The 17,467-nt window shown below is 63.4% G+C and carries 16 protein-coding genes; 13 read left to right on the top strand and 3 right to left on the bottom strand.

The window, feature by feature from the left end:
* Positions 1 to 89: 89 nt before the first annotated feature.
* From SIN04_RS18910 to SIN04_RS18865, 10 genes are all read left to right on the top strand, one after another.
* Complete coding sequence (locus SIN04_RS18910; RefSeq protein ID WP_134491777.1) at positions 90 to 311, top strand: hypothetical protein; 222 nt, start codon at positions 90 to 92, stop codon at positions 309 to 311.
* A 245-nt stretch (positions 312 to 556) separates the two neighbouring features.
* On the top strand, positions 557 to 1,840 hold the full coding sequence (locus SIN04_RS18905; protein WP_134491775.1) for an FAD-dependent oxidoreductase: 1,284 nt from the start codon (positions 557 to 559) through the stop codon (positions 1,838 to 1,840).
* Between the two features lie 208 nt (positions 1,841 to 2,048).
* Positions 2,049 to 3,737, top strand: coding sequence for a D-alanyl-D-alanine carboxypeptidase family protein (locus SIN04_RS18900; RefSeq protein ID WP_134491773.1), 1,689 nt, complete (start codon positions 2,049 to 2,051; stop codon positions 3,735 to 3,737).
* On the top strand, positions 3,734 to 4,999 hold the full coding sequence (locus tag SIN04_RS18895; RefSeq protein WP_244605892.1) for a CobW family GTP-binding protein: 1,266 nt from the start codon (positions 3,734 to 3,736) through the stop codon (positions 4,997 to 4,999). Before SIN04_RS18900 ends, SIN04_RS18895 begins: the two co-directional genes overlap by 4 nt.
* A gap of 65 nt (positions 5,000 to 5,064) precedes the next feature.
* Positions 5,065 to 5,346, top strand: coding sequence for an RNA-binding S4 domain-containing protein (locus SIN04_RS18890; protein ID WP_134491771.1), 282 nt, complete (start codon positions 5,065 to 5,067; stop codon positions 5,344 to 5,346).
* Positions 5,347 to 5,615: 269 nt separating this feature from the next.
* Positions 5,616 to 5,954 (top strand): ferredoxin FdxA, encoded by a 339-nt coding sequence (gene fdxA / locus SIN04_RS18885; protein WP_134491769.1) that lies wholly within the window; start codon positions 5,616 to 5,618, stop codon positions 5,952 to 5,954.
* Between the two features lie 416 nt (positions 5,955 to 6,370).
* The gene (locus tag SIN04_RS18880) at positions 6,371 to 7,738 is read left to right on the top strand and encodes a CarD family transcriptional regulator (RefSeq protein ID WP_166795992.1); all 1,368 of its coding nucleotides are present in this window, start codon (positions 6,371 to 6,373) and stop codon (positions 7,736 to 7,738) included.
* 310 nt (positions 7,739 to 8,048) lie between these two features.
* Positions 8,049 to 8,441, top strand: coding sequence for an Hsp20 family protein (locus SIN04_RS18875; RefSeq protein ID WP_134491767.1), 393 nt, complete (start codon positions 8,049 to 8,051; stop codon positions 8,439 to 8,441).
* Between the two features lie 77 nt (positions 8,442 to 8,518).
* Complete coding sequence (locus tag SIN04_RS18870) at positions 8,519 to 8,785, top strand: DUF1150 family protein (protein WP_134491765.1); 267 nt, start codon at positions 8,519 to 8,521, stop codon at positions 8,783 to 8,785.
* Positions 8,786 to 9,220: 435 nt separating this feature from the next.
* Positions 9,221 to 9,649: a hypothetical protein gene (locus tag SIN04_RS18865; protein WP_134491763.1), complete on the top strand. Its 429-nt coding sequence runs from the start codon at positions 9,221 to 9,223 to the stop codon at positions 9,647 to 9,649.
* A gap of 36 nt (positions 9,650 to 9,685) precedes the next feature.
* On the opposite strand, the gene SIN04_RS18860 is transcribed toward SIN04_RS18865, so the two are convergent.
* The gene (locus SIN04_RS18860) at positions 9,686 to 10,156 is read right to left on the bottom strand and encodes a nucleoside deaminase (protein WP_134491761.1); all 471 of its coding nucleotides are present in this window, start codon (positions 10,154 to 10,156) and stop codon (positions 9,686 to 9,688) included.
* Between the two features lie 120 nt (positions 10,157 to 10,276).
* Between SIN04_RS18860 and SIN04_RS18855 the strand changes: the two genes are divergently transcribed.
* The gene (locus SIN04_RS18855; RefSeq protein ID WP_134492670.1) at positions 10,277 to 12,157 is read left to right on the top strand and encodes a pseudouridine synthase; all 1,881 of its coding nucleotides are present in this window, start codon (positions 10,277 to 10,279) and stop codon (positions 12,155 to 12,157) included.
* Positions 12,158 to 12,161: 4 nt separating this feature from the next.
* The gene (gene rsmD, locus SIN04_RS18850) at positions 12,162 to 12,716 is read left to right on the top strand and encodes a 16S rRNA (guanine(966)-N(2))-methyltransferase RsmD (protein WP_134492668.1); all 555 of its coding nucleotides are present in this window, start codon (positions 12,162 to 12,164) and stop codon (positions 12,714 to 12,716) included.
* 179 nt (positions 12,717 to 12,895) lie between these two features.
* Here rsmD and purD read toward each other — a convergent pair whose 3' ends face one another.
* Positions 12,896 to 14,188 carry a phosphoribosylamine--glycine ligase gene (gene purD / locus SIN04_RS18845; RefSeq protein WP_134491759.1) on the bottom strand — a complete coding sequence of 431 codons (1,293 nt, stop codon included), beginning with the start codon at positions 14,186 to 14,188 and terminating at the stop codon, positions 12,896 to 12,898.
* Between the two features lie 181 nt (positions 14,189 to 14,369).
* Here purD and SIN04_RS18840 point away from each other — a divergent pair, with 181 nt between their 5' ends.
* A complete protein-coding gene (locus SIN04_RS18840) occupies positions 14,370 to 15,377 on the top strand; it encodes a lysozyme inhibitor LprI family protein (protein ID WP_134491757.1) in 1,008 nt (335 codons plus the stop codon).
* Here the strand turns inward: SIN04_RS18840 and mutL are convergent.
* Positions 15,360 to 17,198, bottom strand: a complete 1,839-nt coding sequence (mutL, locus tag SIN04_RS18835; protein WP_134491755.1) for a DNA mismatch repair endonuclease MutL — start codon at positions 17,196 to 17,198, stop codon at positions 15,360 to 15,362. The genes SIN04_RS18840 and mutL overlap by 18 nt on opposite strands.
* Positions 17,199 to 17,467 lie beyond the last annotated feature (269 nt).

The raw sequence follows: 17,467 nt of genomic DNA, 5'->3' as shown, positions 1-17,467 counted from the left end.
CAAAATCAAACAGTCCGAGCCCCCGCCTGATCGGCATTCACCTCGACGCCAGTTCCTGTATACTGATCTGATTAAAAGGAGCGCCAGAAATGGACAAATTCGATCGACCGCGCGAAATCATAGAATTCTGCCTGAAGCCTTTGAACCTTCCGACTTCGTCGGGAGAATATAAGGAAGTCTATCGCCGGCTCGAACATGTGATCAAAACCTATCAATTGATGATCATTAAGGAGAAAATGCCGGTCGCGGTCGACTTCTCGAAGATGAAAACGATAACCATCAACGAAGCCGCTCACGGCGACGACAGCTGAGCGCTGCGGCGTTTATTTCGGCGCCAGAAAATCGACGCCTGCGCAAAGCCTCGAGGCCGGGGTCTTGGCGCCAAAGAGCGGCGGCCTACGGGCGTCACTGACGCCAGCGGCGGTTTCGCGCCACCCGGCCTCGCGGCCGCTCGATCTCGAAGCGCCCTGAGGTTGAGCCGTGCTGGCGAGACGGCCGCGCGGTTTTGCGTCCGGGACTGCTGATCTTCGGCTGAGACAACGATCGGACGCAGAAGATGGACGACGCCACGCAGACCCCGACGCCGCAACGCCCTCCACCCCCGCAAGATCTGACGTGCCGGTGCTGCATCGTCGGCGGCGGCCCGGCGGGCATGATGCTCGGCCTTCTCTTTGCCCGCGCGGGGGTCGATGTTGTCGTCATCGAAAAGCACGCTGATTTTCTGCGCGATTTTCGCGGCGACACCATCCATCCTTCAACGCTCGAGGCCCTGAACGATCTCGGCCTCCTCGACGAGTTCCTCACCCTGCCGCATCAGGAAGCGCGCCGCCTCGAAGGCCGCGTCGGCGACGTCACAATCCCCATCGCCGATTTTTCGCATCTGCCGACGCGTGCGAAATTCATCGCCTTTATGCCGCAATGGGATTTTCTCGATTTTCTCGCCAAAAAAGCGTCGCTCTACCCGCATTTTAGGCTCCTCATGTCGACGGAAGCGGTGGGCCTCCTCAAGGATGGTTCAAGGATCGCGGGCGTCGCCGCCAAGAACCAAACCGGCGCGCTGACGATCCGCGCGGATCTCACGATCGGCGCGGATGGGCGCCATTCGCGCATTCGGGACGCGGCCGGTTTCGTCCCGCTGAACATCGGAGCGCCGATGGACGTGCTGTGGTTCAGGCTTTCGCGCCGCGCCGACGACGAGAGCGAGGCGTTCGGCCGGATGGACGCCGGACAAATTCTCGTCCTGATCAATCGCGGCGCCCATTGGCAATGCGGCTATGTCATTCCCAAAGGCACAGCTGACGCTCTCAAGGCCGCCGGCATCGACAATCTGCGCAAAAGAATCGCAGCGCTTGCGCCTTTCCTCGGCGACCGGGTCGCGGAGCTCGCAAGCTTCGATGACGTCAAGCTTTTGAGCGTCGCGGTCGATCGCCTGCCGCTCTGGCACAGGTCGGGGCTTTTGTGCATCGGCGACGCCGCTCACGCCATGTCTCCGGTCGGCGGCGTCGGCGTCAATCTGGCGATCCAGGACGCCATCGCAACGGCCAATCTCCTTTCGGTTCCTTTGCTCGACCAGCCTCGTCCGCCGGATGAATGTCTCGCCAAGGTTCAGGCAAGGCGCGAATTTCCGACCAAAGCGACGCAGGCGCTGCAAGTCTTCATCCAAAGCAAGGTGATTTCGCGCGTTCTGGCGGGAAGCGGCAAGATGCGGCCTGCCTGGTTCCTGCGCCTCTTCATTATCGCGCCGCTGCTGCGGCGCCTGCCGGCGCATGTCATCGGCCTCGGCGTCAGGCCGGAGCGCGTCGCCTCGCCGGCAGCCTCGCAAGAACGGCGCTCAGCTTGATGGTTTCCTTTGGAGGAGGGTCGATCGGCCAGGCTTGCGCCATAATCTCGCTGCATCGTCGCGCAACATTGGGCGCTTGAGCATGGCCCTTCCCAATTGCGCCCGCGCGGGATAGGAAAAGAGAGGCCCTGATAGCGTCGGCGGCCGGGGACGAAAAGCCTGGCCTTGGCTGTTTGGCGCTGTCACGTTGAAGCGAATGTCGAAACCGATGGACCTCAAGATCCAAGGCCTCGCGCAATCGGCTGGCGGGCGCGTGCGCAGGGAAAAGAGCGGATTGCGCCATTCGGCCGCCGCCCTGATCCTCGCCGCATTGGCGTGCCTCGCGGCCCTTCGCGCTGTCGCCGCGCCCTCCTTGCTGATCGAATTGAACTCCGGCGACGTGCTCTACCAGGATCACGCGACGCAGCCCTGGTTTCCAGCCTCGCTGACAAAGCTGATGACAGTCTATGTCGCGCTGAAAGCCGTGCAGGACCATCGCATCTCGCTTGATACGCCGCTGACCGTTTCCGCGCGGGCGAGCGCGATGCCGCCGTCCAAGATGGCGTTCCGGCCCGGCACGCTTGTTACGCTCGATACAGCCTTGAAGATATTGATGGTGAAGTCGGCCAATGACGTCGCGGTCACGGTCGCCGAAGGCGTTTCGGGCTCCGTCGAGGCCTTCGCCGGCGAGATGAACGCCGCCGCTTCTTCGCTCGGCCTGCAGCAATCCCATTTCGTCAATCCAAACGGCCTGCCGGATCCCAACCATTATTCCTCGGCGCGCGACCTCGCGGTGCTGGCGCGGGCGCTCTATCTGTCCTTCCCGGAACATGCCGATCTCTTCGACATCGGCGCCCTGGAGATGGACGGGAGAGTCATCACCAATCACAACAATCTGCTGGGGCGCTATCCCGGCGTTGACGGCATGAAGACCGGCTTTACCTGCGCCGCCGGCTTCAACGTCGTCGCCAGCGCGACCCAGGGCGGCAAAAAGCTGATCGCCGTCGTTCTCGGAGCGCCGAACGTCGCCTTGCGCACCATCAAGGCGGCGGCCCTGTTCGATCGCGGCTTTGCCGGGATCGATCGGCCCTCGGGAACGCTCGCAGGGCTTTCCCTGCAGGGTGGCGCGCCGCCGGACATGGGCAACGCGGTGTGCCGCAATCGCGGCCGGGCGATTGCCGAGTTCAGCGCCGAAAATGAGCAACTGATCGCGCCGCTTGAGGCCGCCAACAGCCAGGCTTTCGCCTCCACCCAAGGAAGCGCCTTTTACAGTTCAAGCGCGCTTTCGAGGATGTCGCCGATGGCGACCCGCATCACTCTCGTGCCAGCGCCAACGTTCGAGCCCGTGCCGATCGCGATCGCTGGCTATGCCGCGCCAGCGTCGGTCGCGCGCGGCGCCCCCGCCAACATGCAGACCCCGCCGGCGGTCAGCGCCTACGCGCCGGCCGTCAGCCCCGCGCTGGCGGCGACCAGCGCACAGTTGAAGCCGGACGACCAGGCTCTGCCCATGAAGGGAGGCGCGAAGCCTTCTCGCCATGCCAGAGCCCTGGCGGCGCGCCATCTGGCTGCGGCGCACGCGGCGCGAAAGGAAACGCACGGCAAAATCGCCGAGGCGTCCTCCAAAAAGACAAAAATAGCGCATCACGGCCACGCAGGCGCGGCGCAGACGGCTGATGCGGTTGGCGACGCCGACGCGGCGAGCGCGGTCAAGCCGGGCCGGGCCGCAAAGGGCAAACACGGCAGGGACAAAGCGGCTCACATAAAGAGCGCCGAAGCGCCGGCGCCGTCTGGTAAAGCGAAGGCGCAGGGCCATCTCAAGCAACAGCCGGCGAAAACATCTTCGGCGAAAGCGAACAGCGCCGAAGCCGCGCCAAAAGCAGGCCAGGCCGGCGGCAAAAAGGCTGAAACCTCCGAATGAACGAACCATCCGTCATGACGTCGGGAGCGCCGGGGTCGAGCGCCGGTCAGGACGTCGCTCAGCGAAGCGCGAATCACGCCGGTCCCGAGGCGCGCCGACCGCCGGCGCCATTTCCGCTGACCGTCATCACCGGGTTTCTCGGCGCCGGCAAAACCACATTGTTAAATCGTCTGCTGCGGGATCCTGCCCTTTCGGACACGCTGGTCATCATCAATGAATTTGGTGAAATCGGCCTCGATCACCTCCTGGTCGAACAGGCCGGCGACGACATGCTCGTCATGACATCGGGCTGTGTTTGCTGCTCCATTCGCGGCGACCTCATAACGACGCTCGAAGACGTCTTGCGCCGGCGCGACAATGGGCGCATCACCCCGTTCAAACGCGTCATCATCGAGACGACGGGGCTAGCCGATCCGGCGCCGGTCCTCCATACCATCATGTATCATCCCTATCTCATGCTGCGGTTCCGGCTCGACGGCGTCGTAACCCTGATCGACGCGGTGAACGGAGCCGCGACGCTCGACGCGCATGAAGAAGCGGTCAAGCAGGCCGCCATGGCCGACCGGCTGGTTATCGCCAAGACCGACCTCCTTGAGGGCGAGACCGGCGCCCGCGCCTCCGCCGACCTTCGCGCGCGCCTGTCACGGCTCAATCCCGGCGCCCGCGTCATCGACGCGGCGAAGGGCGAGGCGACCGCCGCGGCGCTCCTCGACGCGGGACTCTATGATCCGGAGCGCAAGACGCTCGAGGTTCGGCGATGGCTGAACGCCGAGGCGTTTTCCCCGCGGTCCGAAGGCGCGGCCGCGCATCATCACGATGATGATGGGGAACACCATCATCACGATCATGGCGGTCACGAGCCGCGCGACGTCAACCGTCACGACGCCCGCATCCGCGCCTTCTGCATGCGTTCCGACGCGCCGATCGCGCCCGCCGCCTTCGATCTCTTTCTCGAGCTCCTGCGCAATGCGCATGGGCCGAGTCTGCTGCGCGTCAAGGGAATCGTCGCCCTTGACGATGATTTGTCGCGGCCGGTCGTCATTCATGGCGTGCAGCACGTGTTTCATCCGCCCGCGCGGCTGCCGGCGTGGCCGGATGACGACCACACAACGCGCATCGTCTTCATCCTGCGGGACATGGATCCGGCGTTCGTCGAGGGGATGTGGAAGGCCTTTGCCGGCGTCCCCGATCTTGACCGCGCCGACGCTGCGGCGCTGGAAAATAATCCTCTCGCGCCGACAAAGATCGGGCTCCTAGCATAAATCGCCGCTTGAAACCCGGCGCGCAATGACTAAGTGAGGTGATTGGCGGCTTATCCGGGAAAGGCATGGCCGGGACGCAGCGAGTCGATAAATGGCTGTGGTTCGCCCGAGTGGTGAAGACTCGGACGCTTGCGGCTCGCCTCATCTCGTCCGGGCATGTTCGCATCAATGCGCAGCGTATTGATGCGCCAGCCAAGCCAGTCGCTCCCGGAGACGTTCTGACCATCGCGCTGGAACAGCAGGTTCGTGTGCTGAAGGTGCTGCATCCGGGAACCCGGCGCGGCGGATATCCTGAAGCGCGCCTTCTATTTGAGGATTTGACCGGCGGAATCGCCGCGCAAGACTGATCTATGGGGCTGCAGGGCGGCGTCGCGACGAACGCCTCGGTACGCTGCGGCGATTGGCCTGCAACCATGCCTTGATTATCTGGCGCAAAAACGCTAGTGGGTCCATCCCGCCCGCGTGGCGAGTTAATCGATCTTTCAATCAGTCATTGTGGTGATTTTGCCGGAATCAAAGGTTCGCGCCAAGCTCGACGGCGCCGTGATTTGGCGTTGAGCGAATCCTGGTTGCATCGCCGTAGGTTCGCTGGCTTTGGCCGCGAAGGAGCATGATGATGGCCTATGTCGTCCTGGAGAATTGCATCAAGTGCAAATACATGGATTGCGTGGAGGTGTGTCCGGTAGACTGCTTCTATGAAGGCGAAAACATGCTCGTTATCCATCCGGACGAATGCATTGACTGCGGCGTCTGCGAACCCGAATGCCCCGCCGAAGCGATCAAGCCGGATACCGAGCAAGGGATCGAACAGTGGATTCAGCTGAACGCAGAAATGGCGCAATCCTGGCCGAACATCACAGTGAAGCGCGAGGAGGCTCCTGACGCCAAGGCGTTCGACGGAAGACCTGGCAAATTCAAAGAGTTTTTCTCCGCCGATCCCGGCAAGGGCGATTAGGGGAAGGTCGAGCGCCGCCCAGCGACGCATTAGCACGGTCCGAATTCTCTGATTGACTGACAGATGGCGCGTGGCGCCCCAGCTGGAGGAGAAGCCGGACACGGATCGAATCTTTTGATTCTTGTCACTTTCCGTGTTATACTCAAAAAATCAATCGGAACTATGGGATTTTACGATTTTCGCCGTCATCCGTCGTCCTGACGAGGCCATTGTGCGTCAGGACGTCAATTTATGATGCTGCTCAATGTGTAAGTCTCGCCTCTTGAAGTTCGCCAGCTCATAATTGGATGATCCTCGATCACAATTCGCCCTATAGGGGCATTCACGATTTATCGTGAAGTCATTCGTCGGCGGATTCCCGGTCCGCCGATGATCAAATTGCTCCGTCTCCAAAGCGGGGCCTGAAAGGGACGCCGATGAGGTCCGCCAAGAAGACCGGAAAGCCGTTCGAGACAGAAGCAGCAGATATCGCCCGCGACTCAGCGAGGCAATCGGAAAATCGAAAGACTGGGACGAAAAAACCAAAATGCGGCGGCGAAACGAAGTCAGTCGCCGAGCCATTCGCCGCGCAGTCGAAAGACCCGCTGCAGGCCGGAGATGCGCAAGCGGCGGGAAACGCAAAAGGAATTCGCCAGCCAAAGCGTCCGAATGTCGCTCAGGCTTCCGACGCGGCGTTCAAGCCTTTGGACCGCAAGGCGTCCGCGCTGAAGGCTCGGCTTAGGTTGGAGATCGAAACGGATGGCGAGGAGACGTCGGTCGAGATTTTCGCCGCCAGCCCTGCCGCTGCGATGGAGAAATTGACGGATTCGCCGAAAGCGAAAGATTCATCGAAAGGGAGACGATCTGCCGTTTCGGTTGAGCCGCTACCCGAAGCATTCCTGGCGACCGGCGCTCAGCGCCAGGTCATCGTCGAATCTTCGTCCGCTCGACTGGACGTGGCCATCGTTTCGGAGGGCGGCGATCCTATCGAGGCGGAAAATCCGCCGAAAATTGGCCGAGCAGTGACCCCGGGACGGGCTGCGGCATTCCTGAATTCGATCCCGGGCGCAGACGAGCAAAAGATAGTGACCAAGAAAATCGAAAAGAGAGCACCTGTGGATTTTACAGCAGATATCGAGACGACGGCCGCGACATCGGCCCTTAGCGCAGGACAAAAGCAGAGCGAGCCGAAGCCGGCCGAAAAAGCGGCGGCGACGATCAGCAAGGCGGCCAAGGCCCCCAGCGCTGGGCGGCAGGGATTCAAGCCGAATGAGTTCATCGTCTACCCCGCGCACGGGGTCGGTCAGATCGTCGCCATCGAGGATCAGGAAGTCGCCGGCTTCAAACTCGAATTATACGTGATCAGCTTCGTTAAGGACAAGATGATCCTGAAGGTGCCGGTTCCGAAAGTGGCGAGCGTTGGAATGCGCAAGCTGGCTGAGGCCGATGTGGTCAAGAAGGCTCTCGACACCCTGGCCGGCCGGGCGCGCATCAAGCGGACCATGTGGTCGCGCCGCGCGCAGGAGTATGAAGCCAAGATCAACTCGGGCGATCTGATCGCGATCGCCGAGGTTGTTCGCGACCTTTATCGCTCGGATGCGCAGCCGGAGCAGTCTTATTCCGAGCGCCAGCTCTATGAAGCCGCCCTCGATCGCATGGCGCGCGAAGTCGTCATCGTGCAGAAGCTGACGGAAACGGAATCGCTCAAGACCATTGAAGCGCAGCTTCAAAAAGGCCCCCGCCGCGGCAAAGCTGAAGAGATCGACGTCGAAGACGTCGATGCGGATATCGAAGAGGCCGCCTGAGCCGTCGCGCCAGCCGCCCGGCCGTTTCTTTCTACCCTGCGATACGCCCGCCTTGCGCGGGACCTGACGAAAAGCCCGGCAAAGCGTCGGGCTTTTTTTTTGCGCTGGCGTCAACTCTCCCTCGGACGCTCGCCCATTTAGACCGAGACCCGAACGCGGATTTCAGCGTTGTTTCCGGTTGGCGGCCTGTCGCAGCCGCGCTTGTCGCCCTCTTGAATCGGCGCCGCCGCTCGCCATATCGAAGGAACGGCGATGGCCGCGGGACGCCTTTTGAAGGGTCCCTTGTCGAAGGCTTTTGAAAGCTTCGCTGATGGCGCGCGGATCGAATTCACATATCCCTTTCGTTCTTGCTTTCAGCGAGATCGAGCGGGGCTTTTCCAGAGCCGCCAACGCTCCCTTCGATGGCTACCCACCCTTTAACGTTGAAAGATTTTCGGGAGACGGGCCGGGAACCGCGCGGCTGCGCATTACACTGGCCGTCGCAGGCTTCTCCGTCGACCAGATTGAGATCGTCCATGGGCGCGAGCAACTCGTCATTCGCGGGCGTCAGCAAGATGAGCGAGAGCGATTCCATCTTCATCGGGGCATCGCGACGAGGCAGTTCCAGCGCGTCTTCATTCTAGCCGAGGCGATGCAGGTGGCGCTCGCGACATTGGATCGCGGCCTCCTCTCTGTCGAACTGGCGCCGCGCGAGGCGGAATAGCGATCGAGGGCGGACAGGGGCGAGAACCCCGATGATCGCTCAGGGCAGACAATGCGTAGCAGCGAAGGAGAATTCTGATGTTCAATGATGGCGACAATGAAGTTTTGGCGCCGCTGACCAATGATCAGCTGGCAAGCCTTGGCGGCGGCCGCGTCGCTTACCTGAAGGCGATGCGGTCCGAAGAGGTGAACCGCTTGTTTCCCCAGGCACCTGCGATGCAGCCGGGCCTCAAGCTTTTTGCGCTTCTTGCCGCGGATGGATCGCCGATCGCCGTCACCCAGTCGCGCGACGCGGCGGTGGCCAATGCGATGGAGCAGGAACTTGAAATGGTGAGCGTCCATTGAGTTTTCATGGAGGAGCGAAAGGCCGCGTCGCCGCCAAGCAAGCACAGTCTGGAACTTTTTCCAACGCCGTTACGTTAGCCCGCAAAACCTGATACTTTTGCGGAGGAAGTGAAATGGCACGCAGCGCTTTACTTTGGCTTGTCGGGGTCCCGATTCCGATTATTATTCTTCTATACTTCTTATGGCATTAGAAGCGCCTTTTCGAAGTTCCGTTACTGATGACTGCGCCTCCGCACGACTTGGAGGCGCAGTTTTTTGTGTTGATTTCGCGCCTGGCGCGCCCGCGTCAGATTTGGCATGCGTCGACCATCCGCGCGGCGCCGGTTCAAAGAGCCATGGAAAGCCGTTCTGAATTCGACCATATAGTCGATTGAAAGCCGCGTGGTTGCCAAAGGCGGCGCCGCGGAATGGCCGCAACAGCCAAAGGGGATCTCGGTGAGCGATCAATGGGAGTATCAGATTCGTGTCAATCTCGCCGGTGAATTCGCGGAAGTGGCGAGAAGCGATCCCGGCAATGCGGCGATCAAGCCGCTGACAGACATTCTCACGAGGCATCACGCGAAGTTGAAAAGTCAGTTCGACGCCTTCGCCGACTATGTCGCCGAAGCTGAAAAGCATGGCGTCGAGCATTTTCCGCTTTACAAATGGACCAAGGTCACGATCGAGGATCCCGCAAAGAAGGAAAAGCACATCAAATCCTTCACGCTCTATGTCGACGGCAAGGAAGTCTACGCGAAAGAGATTGCGGATGCGCTGGAGACGGACCTCCAGCCCCTGGTCGGCGGCGCGCTTGTCACGCGATTGTCCAAGCACGACACGAACCCAGCGAACAACCCTCAGGCGCCGGCGCATCTTCGCTCATAGATTGCGCGCGCGGCGGCCGCCTTCGGCGGTTCGCGATCACCGCCTCTCTTGAAAAAACCGCCGCAGCAGCTCCGCGGCTTCGCTTTCGCGAATGCCGCCATAAAACTCGGGGGCATGATGGCAGGTCGCCTGCGCGAAGAAACGCGGACCATGCTCGACCGCCCCGCCTTTCGGATCAGGGGCCGCGAAATAGAGCCGCCGCACGCGGGCGAAGGAGATCGCCGCGGCGCACATGGCGCAAGGCTCGAGCGTCACGTAAAGGTCGCAGTCTGTCAGTCTTTGCGAGCCGAGCCTGCGGCAGGCTTCGCGGATCACGAGAGTTTCCGCATGGGCGGTCGGATCATGGGCCTCCAAAGTCCGGTTGCCGGCGCGCGCGATCACCTCCCCATGCCGCGCAATCGCCGCCCCGACCGGAACTTCTCCGCGCGCGAAGGCCGCTTCCGCCTCCAGGAACGCGCAGGACATCGGATCGGCCAGGGATTTGGAATCAGTCTCGCCTCGCCGCATGGGATCGCCGCCTCATATCGATAAATTCATTTGCCGCGCCGCCAGGCGCTTTTGAACAAATGGCGCCTTTTCCCACCGCCTTCGGTTCCCCTTTCGGCGCAGAGTCTGCTATTGGGCTATATGCGCGATGACCCGACGAAACACCATCCACCCTCTTCTCATTCTTCCCGCGGACCAGCGGCCCGTCCGGCGCGGAAAAAAATCGCGCCCCTTGCCGAACCTGAGCGAAAGACCAGAACCGAAGCTCCTGCGGTCGCCGCCGGCCCGCAGCGCATCGCCAAGGTCATAGCGAGAGCCGGCGCCTGTTCGCGGCGCGATGCGGAAGCCTGGATCAGCGAGGGCCGCGTCGCCCTCAATGGCGTTGTCCTCGCCAGTCCGGCGGTCAATGTCGGCGATGACGACGAGATCACCATCGACGGCGCCCCGCTCGCGCAGCGCGCGCCGACCCGGCTCTTCCTGTTCCACAAGCCGCGCGGCCTCGTCACGACGGAGCGCGATCCCGAAGGGCGGCAGACCATTTTCGATTATCTGCGCGAGCATTGGCCGGATGCGCCCCGTCTCGTCAGCATCGGTCGCCTCGATATCAATACCGAAGGGCTGTTGCTGCTGACCAATGACGGCGGTCTCGCCCGCGTTCTGGAGCTGCCCTCGACCGGCTGGGTGCGCCGCTATCGCGTGCGCGCAAAGGGTTCGACCGATCAAGCCGTGCTGGATCAGCTGCGCCACGGCGTTACTATCGATGGCGTGAATTACGCCGAGATCGAGGCGAAGCTCGATCGCGTGCAAGGCGCCAATAGCTGGCTGACCATGGGCCTGCGCGAAGGCAAGAACCGTGAAGTCAAGCGCGTGCTCGAACATCTGGGGCTCGAGGTCAATCGGTTGATCCGGCTGTCGTTCGGGCCGTTCCAGCTGGCCGACCTTCCTGAGGGCGGCTTTGAGGAGATCCGAACCCGCGTCCTGCGCGACCAATTGGGGCCGGCGCTGGCCGAGGCGGCCGGCGTCGATTTTGCCGGCGCCGCGGCGGAGCCCGACGCCCCCGTTGAGTCGCCGCGCGGAAAGCCCGCCCGCGCAGCACGGCAGAGCGATGATGGCGCGCGCAGAGCGCCGCCGGACCGCCCGATGCGCCGAGGTGAACGGCAGCCGCTGGTTTTGTCGCCTCGGCCCGAGGCTCGCAAAAAACCGGCGCCAGCCCCGCGCAAACATATTTCGGCATTGCGCGAGGATGGCGCGGAGCCAGGCAGCGCGCGCAAACGGATCGAGCGCAGCGAGACCGCCGACCGCAGCGGGCGAACCGTCCCCGTCGAACGTCTCGTCCCCGTCGAGCGAGCCGCGCGCGGCAAGGCGAAAGCCCGATTTGAGGAGCGAAAAGGCGAGAACCCGCCGCCGAACACGCGCAACAGCCGCCGTTTCGAGGCGGAGCGCCAGCAGCGTCACGGCGTATCGGAGCGGCCCATGCGCGGCCCCGGCCGCGTACGCGCGCCCTTTGAGGCGAAGGAGCATCGCGCCACGACGGACGCAGCCGCCGCGCGTCCGCAAAGGCGGGCAGAAGGCGGCGCGCCAGCGGCAAAAGTCCGACGCCCCTATGACGGCGACAAGGACCGCTCACGGACCGACGCCCGGCCCGCGCGGAGCGCGGCGGCGAAGCGCTCTGGCGAACCCTATCGCGGAACGAAAACCTCCGGTGCCCGCACTGACTCGCGGCCAGCAGACCGGGGGGCCGCGAAGCGCTTTGGCGGCGCCCCCGGCAAAGCCCAGGGGCAACGGACCCCCGGCGCGCGGACCGGGGCGCCGTCGGATAAGAGAAAGCGCGGCGCTCAGCCGGAGACGCCGCCAAGCGGCGCAGCTTCGCATTTTCGCGGCAAGGATCAAGGTCCGGGCGGCCGCGGCGGCAAACCGTCTTTTGGCGGCAAGCGCCCCGGCAAGCCCACGGGCGCGTCGAGGGGCACGGGCGATGCAGGGAAAGGGCGTCCCGGCAAAGGGCGCCCGCGCGGAAAACCTTAAATCCATGCGTATCGTCGGCGGCCGGCTGAAAGGCCGCACGCTCAAGGGACCAGCCTCCGACTCCATTCGGCCAACATCGGACCGTCTGCGCGAAAGCCTGTTCAATATTCTGGAGCACGGCTATGGCGCGCCCGTCGAGGGGGCGCGTGTGATCGACGTTTTCGCCGGCACGGGCGCGCTGGCGATCGAAGCTCTTTCGCGCGGCGCGGCCTTTGCGCTCTTCGTTGATCAGAGCGCGCAGGCGGCGGCGATCATCCGCGCCAACATCGAGGCTTTGGGGCTAGGCCAGACAACGCGGGTGCTGCGGAGGGACGCACGCAAACTCGGCGCCGCGCCGAAGGACGAGCGCTATGATATCGCCTTCCTTGATCCGCCTTATGGCAGGGGTCTCGCCGCGCCCGCGCTCACGGCCCTGCGCGAGGGCGGCTGGCTCGAAAAAGGCGCCCTCGTTCTGATTGAGGAAACAACACAGAGCGAAGTGGCGCTGCCGGACGGTTTTGCGCCGCGCGAAATTCGCCAGTTCGGCGATACGCAAGTGGTTTTTGCGAGCGCCGGCTGACGCGCGCAAATTGTTTTGGGCTGCACAATGACGCGGCCTGCCGCGCGACGGCCATCCCGAACGCCGCTTCTCCGCCGCCCTGCTTGATCGCCGCGCCAAGGTCCTCGGTGGTGAGGCGACCTGGCACGACACGGTAGGTTAGAACGCTCCTACGACCATGCCGGCGCAGCGCCGGTATGTCAGGCTTTACGGGAGCCCTCGCGAAAAAGTTTCAAAGCGCGCCAGCCAATGTCGCGCCGGCAAAATCCGTCCGGCCAGTCGATCGCGTCGACCGCGGCATAGGCGCGGCTTTGCGCCTCGGCGATATCATTGCCGAGCGCCGTCACATTCAACACGCGTCCGCCGTCGGCGATGAGCCGCTCGCCCTCGAGCCTGGTTCCGGCATGGGTCACCGTCACGAACGGCATGGCTTCGGCGCGCGCCGCGCCCTTGATCTCGCCGCCCTTGAGCGGCGCGTCGGGATAACCCTTCGCGGCGAGCACGACGCTGAGCGCCGTCTTCGGCGACAGGCGCACCGGCCGTTGCGGCAGGCGGCCTTCGACGCATTCTATGATGAGCGTCAGCAAATCATCGTTGAGACGCGGCAGCATGACCTGCGTCTCCGGATCGCCGAAGCGCACATTATACTCGATGAGCTTCGGGCCATCCTCACCGATCATCAGTCCCGCGAACAACACCCCCCTGAAAGGCATGCCCATCGCGGCCATGCCCTTGACCGTCGGCTCGATGATGTCGCGCATCACGCGCGCGGACATGGCCTCATCCATGATCGGCGCCGGCGAATAGGCGCCCATTCCGCCGGTGTTCGGGCCGCTTTCGGCCTCGCCGACGCGCTTATGATCCTGCGCGGACGCAAAGCTCAGCGCATGCTCGCCATCGCAGAGCGCGAAGAAGGAGGCCTCCTCGCCTTTCAGAAACTCTTCGACGACAATGGTCTTGCCCGCGGCGCCGAAGCCGCCCGAAAACATCATGTCTATGGCGGCCTCCGCCTCCGCGACGGTCATGGCGACGACGACGCCCTTGCCGGCGGCCAGGCCATCGGCCTTGATGACGATCGGCGCGCCTTTTTCCCGTACATAGGCCTTGGCGGCGCCCGCATCATCGAAGCGTCCGAAAGCCGCCGTGGGAATATTGAAGCGCGCGCAAAAGCCCTTCGTAAAGGCCTTCGAGCCCTCGAGTTGCGCCGCCACCCTGCTGGGGCCGAAAGCCTTGACGCCACAGGCTTCGAGATCGTCAACGAGCCCAGCGACCAACGGCGCCTCGGGACCAACGATGACGAGAGCGATGGCGTTCGCCTTGCAGAAGCCAATGATCGCGGCATGATCGGCAAGATCCAGCGCCGCCAGCCGCGCGAGGCGCGCAATGCCGGGGTTGCCCGGCGCCGCGAAGAGCCGGGTCAGGAGCGGGCTTTTGGCGAGCGCTATGGCGATCGCATGTTCGCGCCCGCCGGAGCCCAGAAGAAGAACGTTCATGCCGCGCGAAAACCTTTGTTGTCTCTCCTGGCCCTCTAGGGCCTCGGCCGGCCCTCTTATCACGGCAAGGCGCGCCGATTTCAAGTTCGGCCTTGAAAGGGAGGATCGGTCAGCTTGAGCCAAGATTTCCGGTCTATTTTTAGATATTCTCGGAGCGGCCGCTTTCTTAAAGGGATCCGCGATGCGCGCAGCATTCTATCTTTCCGCCCTCGTTTTCGCGGCGGCTCCAGCCTGGGCGCTCGACTGCGCGAAGGCGAAGGCGCCGGCGGAACTGGCGATCTGCGGCGATCCGGCGGCCGAGGCCGCGGACGCGACGATGACCAAAGCCTATGACGCGCTGGCTTTGAAGCTGCCGCCGCCCCAGAAAACCGCGCTTTTGATCTCGCAAAGGCGATGGCTGAAGCGCCGCGCCGACGTTTGCCTCGGGCGCGAGGGCGATCGGATCGCCTCATGCCTCAACGATGAGACGCAAGCGCGCCGCGCCTTTCTTTCCGGCGAACCCATGAGCGGTCCCGCCCCCGCGCAAACCTTCGTTCCGGTGCTGATCCAGCATGTCGGCAAACCGAACCAATATGATCTCGACGTCACGGCGCTGAAATTTTCCGACCCGAATCTGCCCGGCGAAAAGCTCTTCAACGCCAAGATCGACGCTCTTTTGAAGGAAGTTCCAAAGATCGACCAAAGCGATATCCGGCAGAATATGGTCTATTCCTATGTGCTCGACGTCAGCGCGCCCTTCGCCTCGGCAAAGTTCGCCTTTGGCCATATTGAGCTTTATGATTTTTCCGGCGGCGCGCATGGCAATTCGAGCACATCGAATTTCGCCATCGACCTTCAAAGCGGCAAGGAGCTGTCCTTCTCCGATCTGTTTGAGCCCGCCGCGCGGCAAAAATTCGTCGCTTCCTGCCTTGAGCAGATCAAACAGCAAAAGCACGAAAAAATGCCGGACGATCCCTATGGCGTCATCAGCGCGGAGGAACAGAAGAAAACGATCGAAGACAGCATTAAGGACCTGACGCGATGGAGCTTTTCGGCCGACAAGGCCGAGGTGACGTTCGATCCTTATGCGCTGGGCGCCTATTTCGAGGGCTCCTACGCCTGCGATTTTCCCGCGGCGGTTCTACGGCCCTATCTGAAGCTTGATTATCTGGCGCAGGAAGCGCCCAAGGACTCATCGCCGTCCAAATAGTCTTTCGACGTCTGTGAGCTTCAATTCGACATAGGTCGGACGCCCGTGATTGCATTGGCCGGAGCCGGGCGTGCGCTCCATATCGCGCAGCAGGGCGTTCATCTCTTCGATTAAAAGCCGCCGCCCGGCGCGCACGGAATGATGGCAGGCCATGGTCGCGAGCACATGATCGAGCCGCCGCTCGAGCGAAGCGGCATGGCCATCTTCCCCGAGCGTCGAGGCGAGATCGCGTATGAGCCTTGCCGCGTCGGCGCTTTTCAGCGCGGCGGGCATTTCCTGCACGGCGATGGCGCCCGGCCCGAAGGATTCGACGATCAGGCCGAACTCGGCGAGCAGCGGGGCCGCCTCTTCAATGAGGCCGACTTCGCTTTGCGCCATTTCGACGATCACCGGCACGAGCAGCGCCTGCCGCGGCGCGGCCCGGCCAGCGCGCGCCGCCTTCAGCCGCTCATAGACGAGGCGCTCATGGGCGGCGTGCTGATCGACGATGACAATCCCGTCGCGCGTTTGCGCCACAATATAGGTCTCGTGAATCTGCGCCCGCGCCGCGCCGAGCGGGGCCTCGCAGACCTCATTGGAAGGCGCCTCAGGCTCCGCGCGCGCGGCAAGGGCGAGATCGCCGCCCAAGGCCTGGAACGCCGCTTGCGCCGGCTCGGCGAAGCCCACATGTGCAGTCTGGCCGGGATCTGGATGAAACGGGGAGCGCCGCCAGTCCCAATCGGCCACGGGGGCGCCCTGCCCGCTAAAGCGCCCGCCCTGTTGCGGCGCGCCGCGCCGCGCGAGAAGATCGAGAGCCGCCGCGCCATTGGTCGGCGTTGCGCGATGCAGGGCGCCCTGCAAAGTTTGTTTCAGCGCGCCGATCAAAAGCCCGCGCACGAGGCCCGCGTCGCGAAAACGCACTTCCGCCTTGGCGGGATGGACGTTGACGTCGACCTCGTGGGGATCGCAGGCGATGAACAGAACGAGCGCCGGATGACGGCCTGAGGGGAGATAATCCATATAGGCGGCGCGCACGGCGCCGATGAGAAGCTTGTCGCGCACGGGACGCCCGTTGACGAACACATATTGCGCCGAGGGGCTGGCGCGATGCCAGGTCGGCAGGCCGGCGAAGCCTTCGAGCCGGAAGCCCTCGCGCGCGGCCTCGACCCGCAGCGCATTGGGGCGGAACTCGGCGCCGAGGATGGAAGAGAGCCGCGTCAAAAGCCCATCTTCTCCCGGCGCGCAGGCGGGAAGATCGAAACCCGCCGCCTCGCTCGCCGAAAAGCTGAAGCGCACACCAGGATGCGCCATGGCGAGGCGCTGGACGACATCGGCGCAGGCGCGCGCCTCGGCGCGATCGGTTTTCAAAAATTTGAGGCGGGCTGGCGTGCCGGCGAAGAGATCGCGGATTTCGACGCGCGCGCCCTGCGGCTGCGCGGCGGGCGCGACGGGCTGCTTGACGCCCTGGTCGACGCGGATGCGGGCGCCTTGCGTGGCTTCTTTCGTGCGTGAAAAGATTTCGAGCGTCGCGATGGAGCCGATCGAGGGTAGAGCCTCGCCGCGAAAGCCAAGGGTCGCGATGGCCGAGAGATCGCCGTCGGGGAGTTTTGACGTCGCATGTCGCTCGACGGCGAGGTCGAGATCCTCCGCCGACATGCCAGCGCCATTGTCGATGACGCGGATGAGACGCTTGCCGCCAGCCTCGATTGCAATGTCGATGCGGGCGGCCCCGGCGTCGAGCGCGTTTTCGACCAGCTCTTTCAGAGCCGAGGCCGGCCGCTCTACAACTTCGCCCGCTGCGATGCGGTCGACAAGAACGGGATCAAGGCGGCGGATGGGCATGGCGCTCACATTTGCTTGCAGGCGCCGGGCGCCCAAGGATCATGCTTCGGCGGCGAGCCGAAGACGGCGAGGCCGCCTGTCAAGAACAGGAACTCCAGAATAGTCGTATCTCGGCCTTAAGCGAATGGGCGAGGCCTGAGGCGGGGCGCTTTTCCAAAGCGTTTTTACGCTATCATGATTTCAACGGGAAAGATCCGTCCGCCACGTGTTCTTGCCCACGCGGCGCGCCGGCATCGGTTCCAATTCTGAAAATCCGCCGTTGCGCCAGG

Source organism: Methylocella tundrae (genome assembly GCF_038024855.1).
In the GTDB taxonomy this organism is placed as follows: Bacteria; Pseudomonadota; Alphaproteobacteria; order Rhizobiales; family Beijerinckiaceae; genus Methylocapsa; species Methylocapsa tundrae.
The sequence above is the reverse complement of the archived record's forward strand: the minus strand, read 5'-3'. Positions and strand labels throughout refer to the sequence as shown.

Coding starts and splice junctions, on each gene's coding strand:
- purD (WP_134491759.1), bottom strand. CDS start 14,188: ATGAACGTTCTTCTTCTGGGCTCCGGCGGGCGCGAACATGCGATCGCC.
- SIN04_RS18875 (WP_134491767.1), top strand. CDS start 8,049: ATGGCGCGCGGATCGAATTCACATATCCCTTTCGTTCTTGCTTTCAGC.
- SIN04_RS18870 (WP_134491765.1), top strand. CDS start 8,519: ATGTTCAATGATGGCGACAATGAAGTTTTGGCGCCGCTGACCAATGAT.
- SIN04_RS18905 (WP_134491775.1), top strand. CDS start 557: ATGGACGACGCCACGCAGACCCCGACGCCGCAACGCCCTCCACCCCCG.
- SIN04_RS18910 (WP_134491777.1), top strand. CDS start 90: ATGGACAAATTCGATCGACCGCGCGAAATCATAGAATTCTGCCTGAAG.
- SIN04_RS18860 (WP_134491761.1), bottom strand. CDS start 10,156: ATGCGGCGAGGCGAGACTGATTCCAAATCCCTGGCCGATCCGATGTCC.
- SIN04_RS18855 (WP_134492670.1), top strand. CDS start 10,277: ATGCGCGATGACCCGACGAAACACCATCCACCCTCTTCTCATTCTTCC.
- fdxA (WP_134491769.1), top strand. CDS start 5,616: ATGGCCTATGTCGTCCTGGAGAATTGCATCAAGTGCAAATACATGGAT.
- SIN04_RS18890 (WP_134491771.1), top strand. CDS start 5,065: ATGGCCGGGACGCAGCGAGTCGATAAATGGCTGTGGTTCGCCCGAGTG.
- mutL (WP_134491755.1), bottom strand. CDS start 17,198: ATGCCCATCCGCCGCCTTGATCCCGTTCTTGTCGACCGCATCGCAGCG.
- SIN04_RS18895 (WP_244605892.1), top strand. CDS start 3,734: ATGAACGAACCATCCGTCATGACGTCGGGAGCGCCGGGGTCGAGCGCC.
- SIN04_RS18880 (WP_166795992.1), top strand. CDS start 6,371: ATGAGGTCCGCCAAGAAGACCGGAAAGCCGTTCGAGACAGAAGCAGCA.
- SIN04_RS18900 (WP_134491773.1), top strand. CDS start 2,049: ATGGACCTCAAGATCCAAGGCCTCGCGCAATCGGCTGGCGGGCGCGTG.
- rsmD (WP_134492668.1), top strand. CDS start 12,162: ATGCGTATCGTCGGCGGCCGGCTGAAAGGCCGCACGCTCAAGGGACCA.
- SIN04_RS18840 (WP_134491757.1), top strand. CDS start 14,370: ATGCGCGCAGCATTCTATCTTTCCGCCCTCGTTTTCGCGGCGGCTCCA.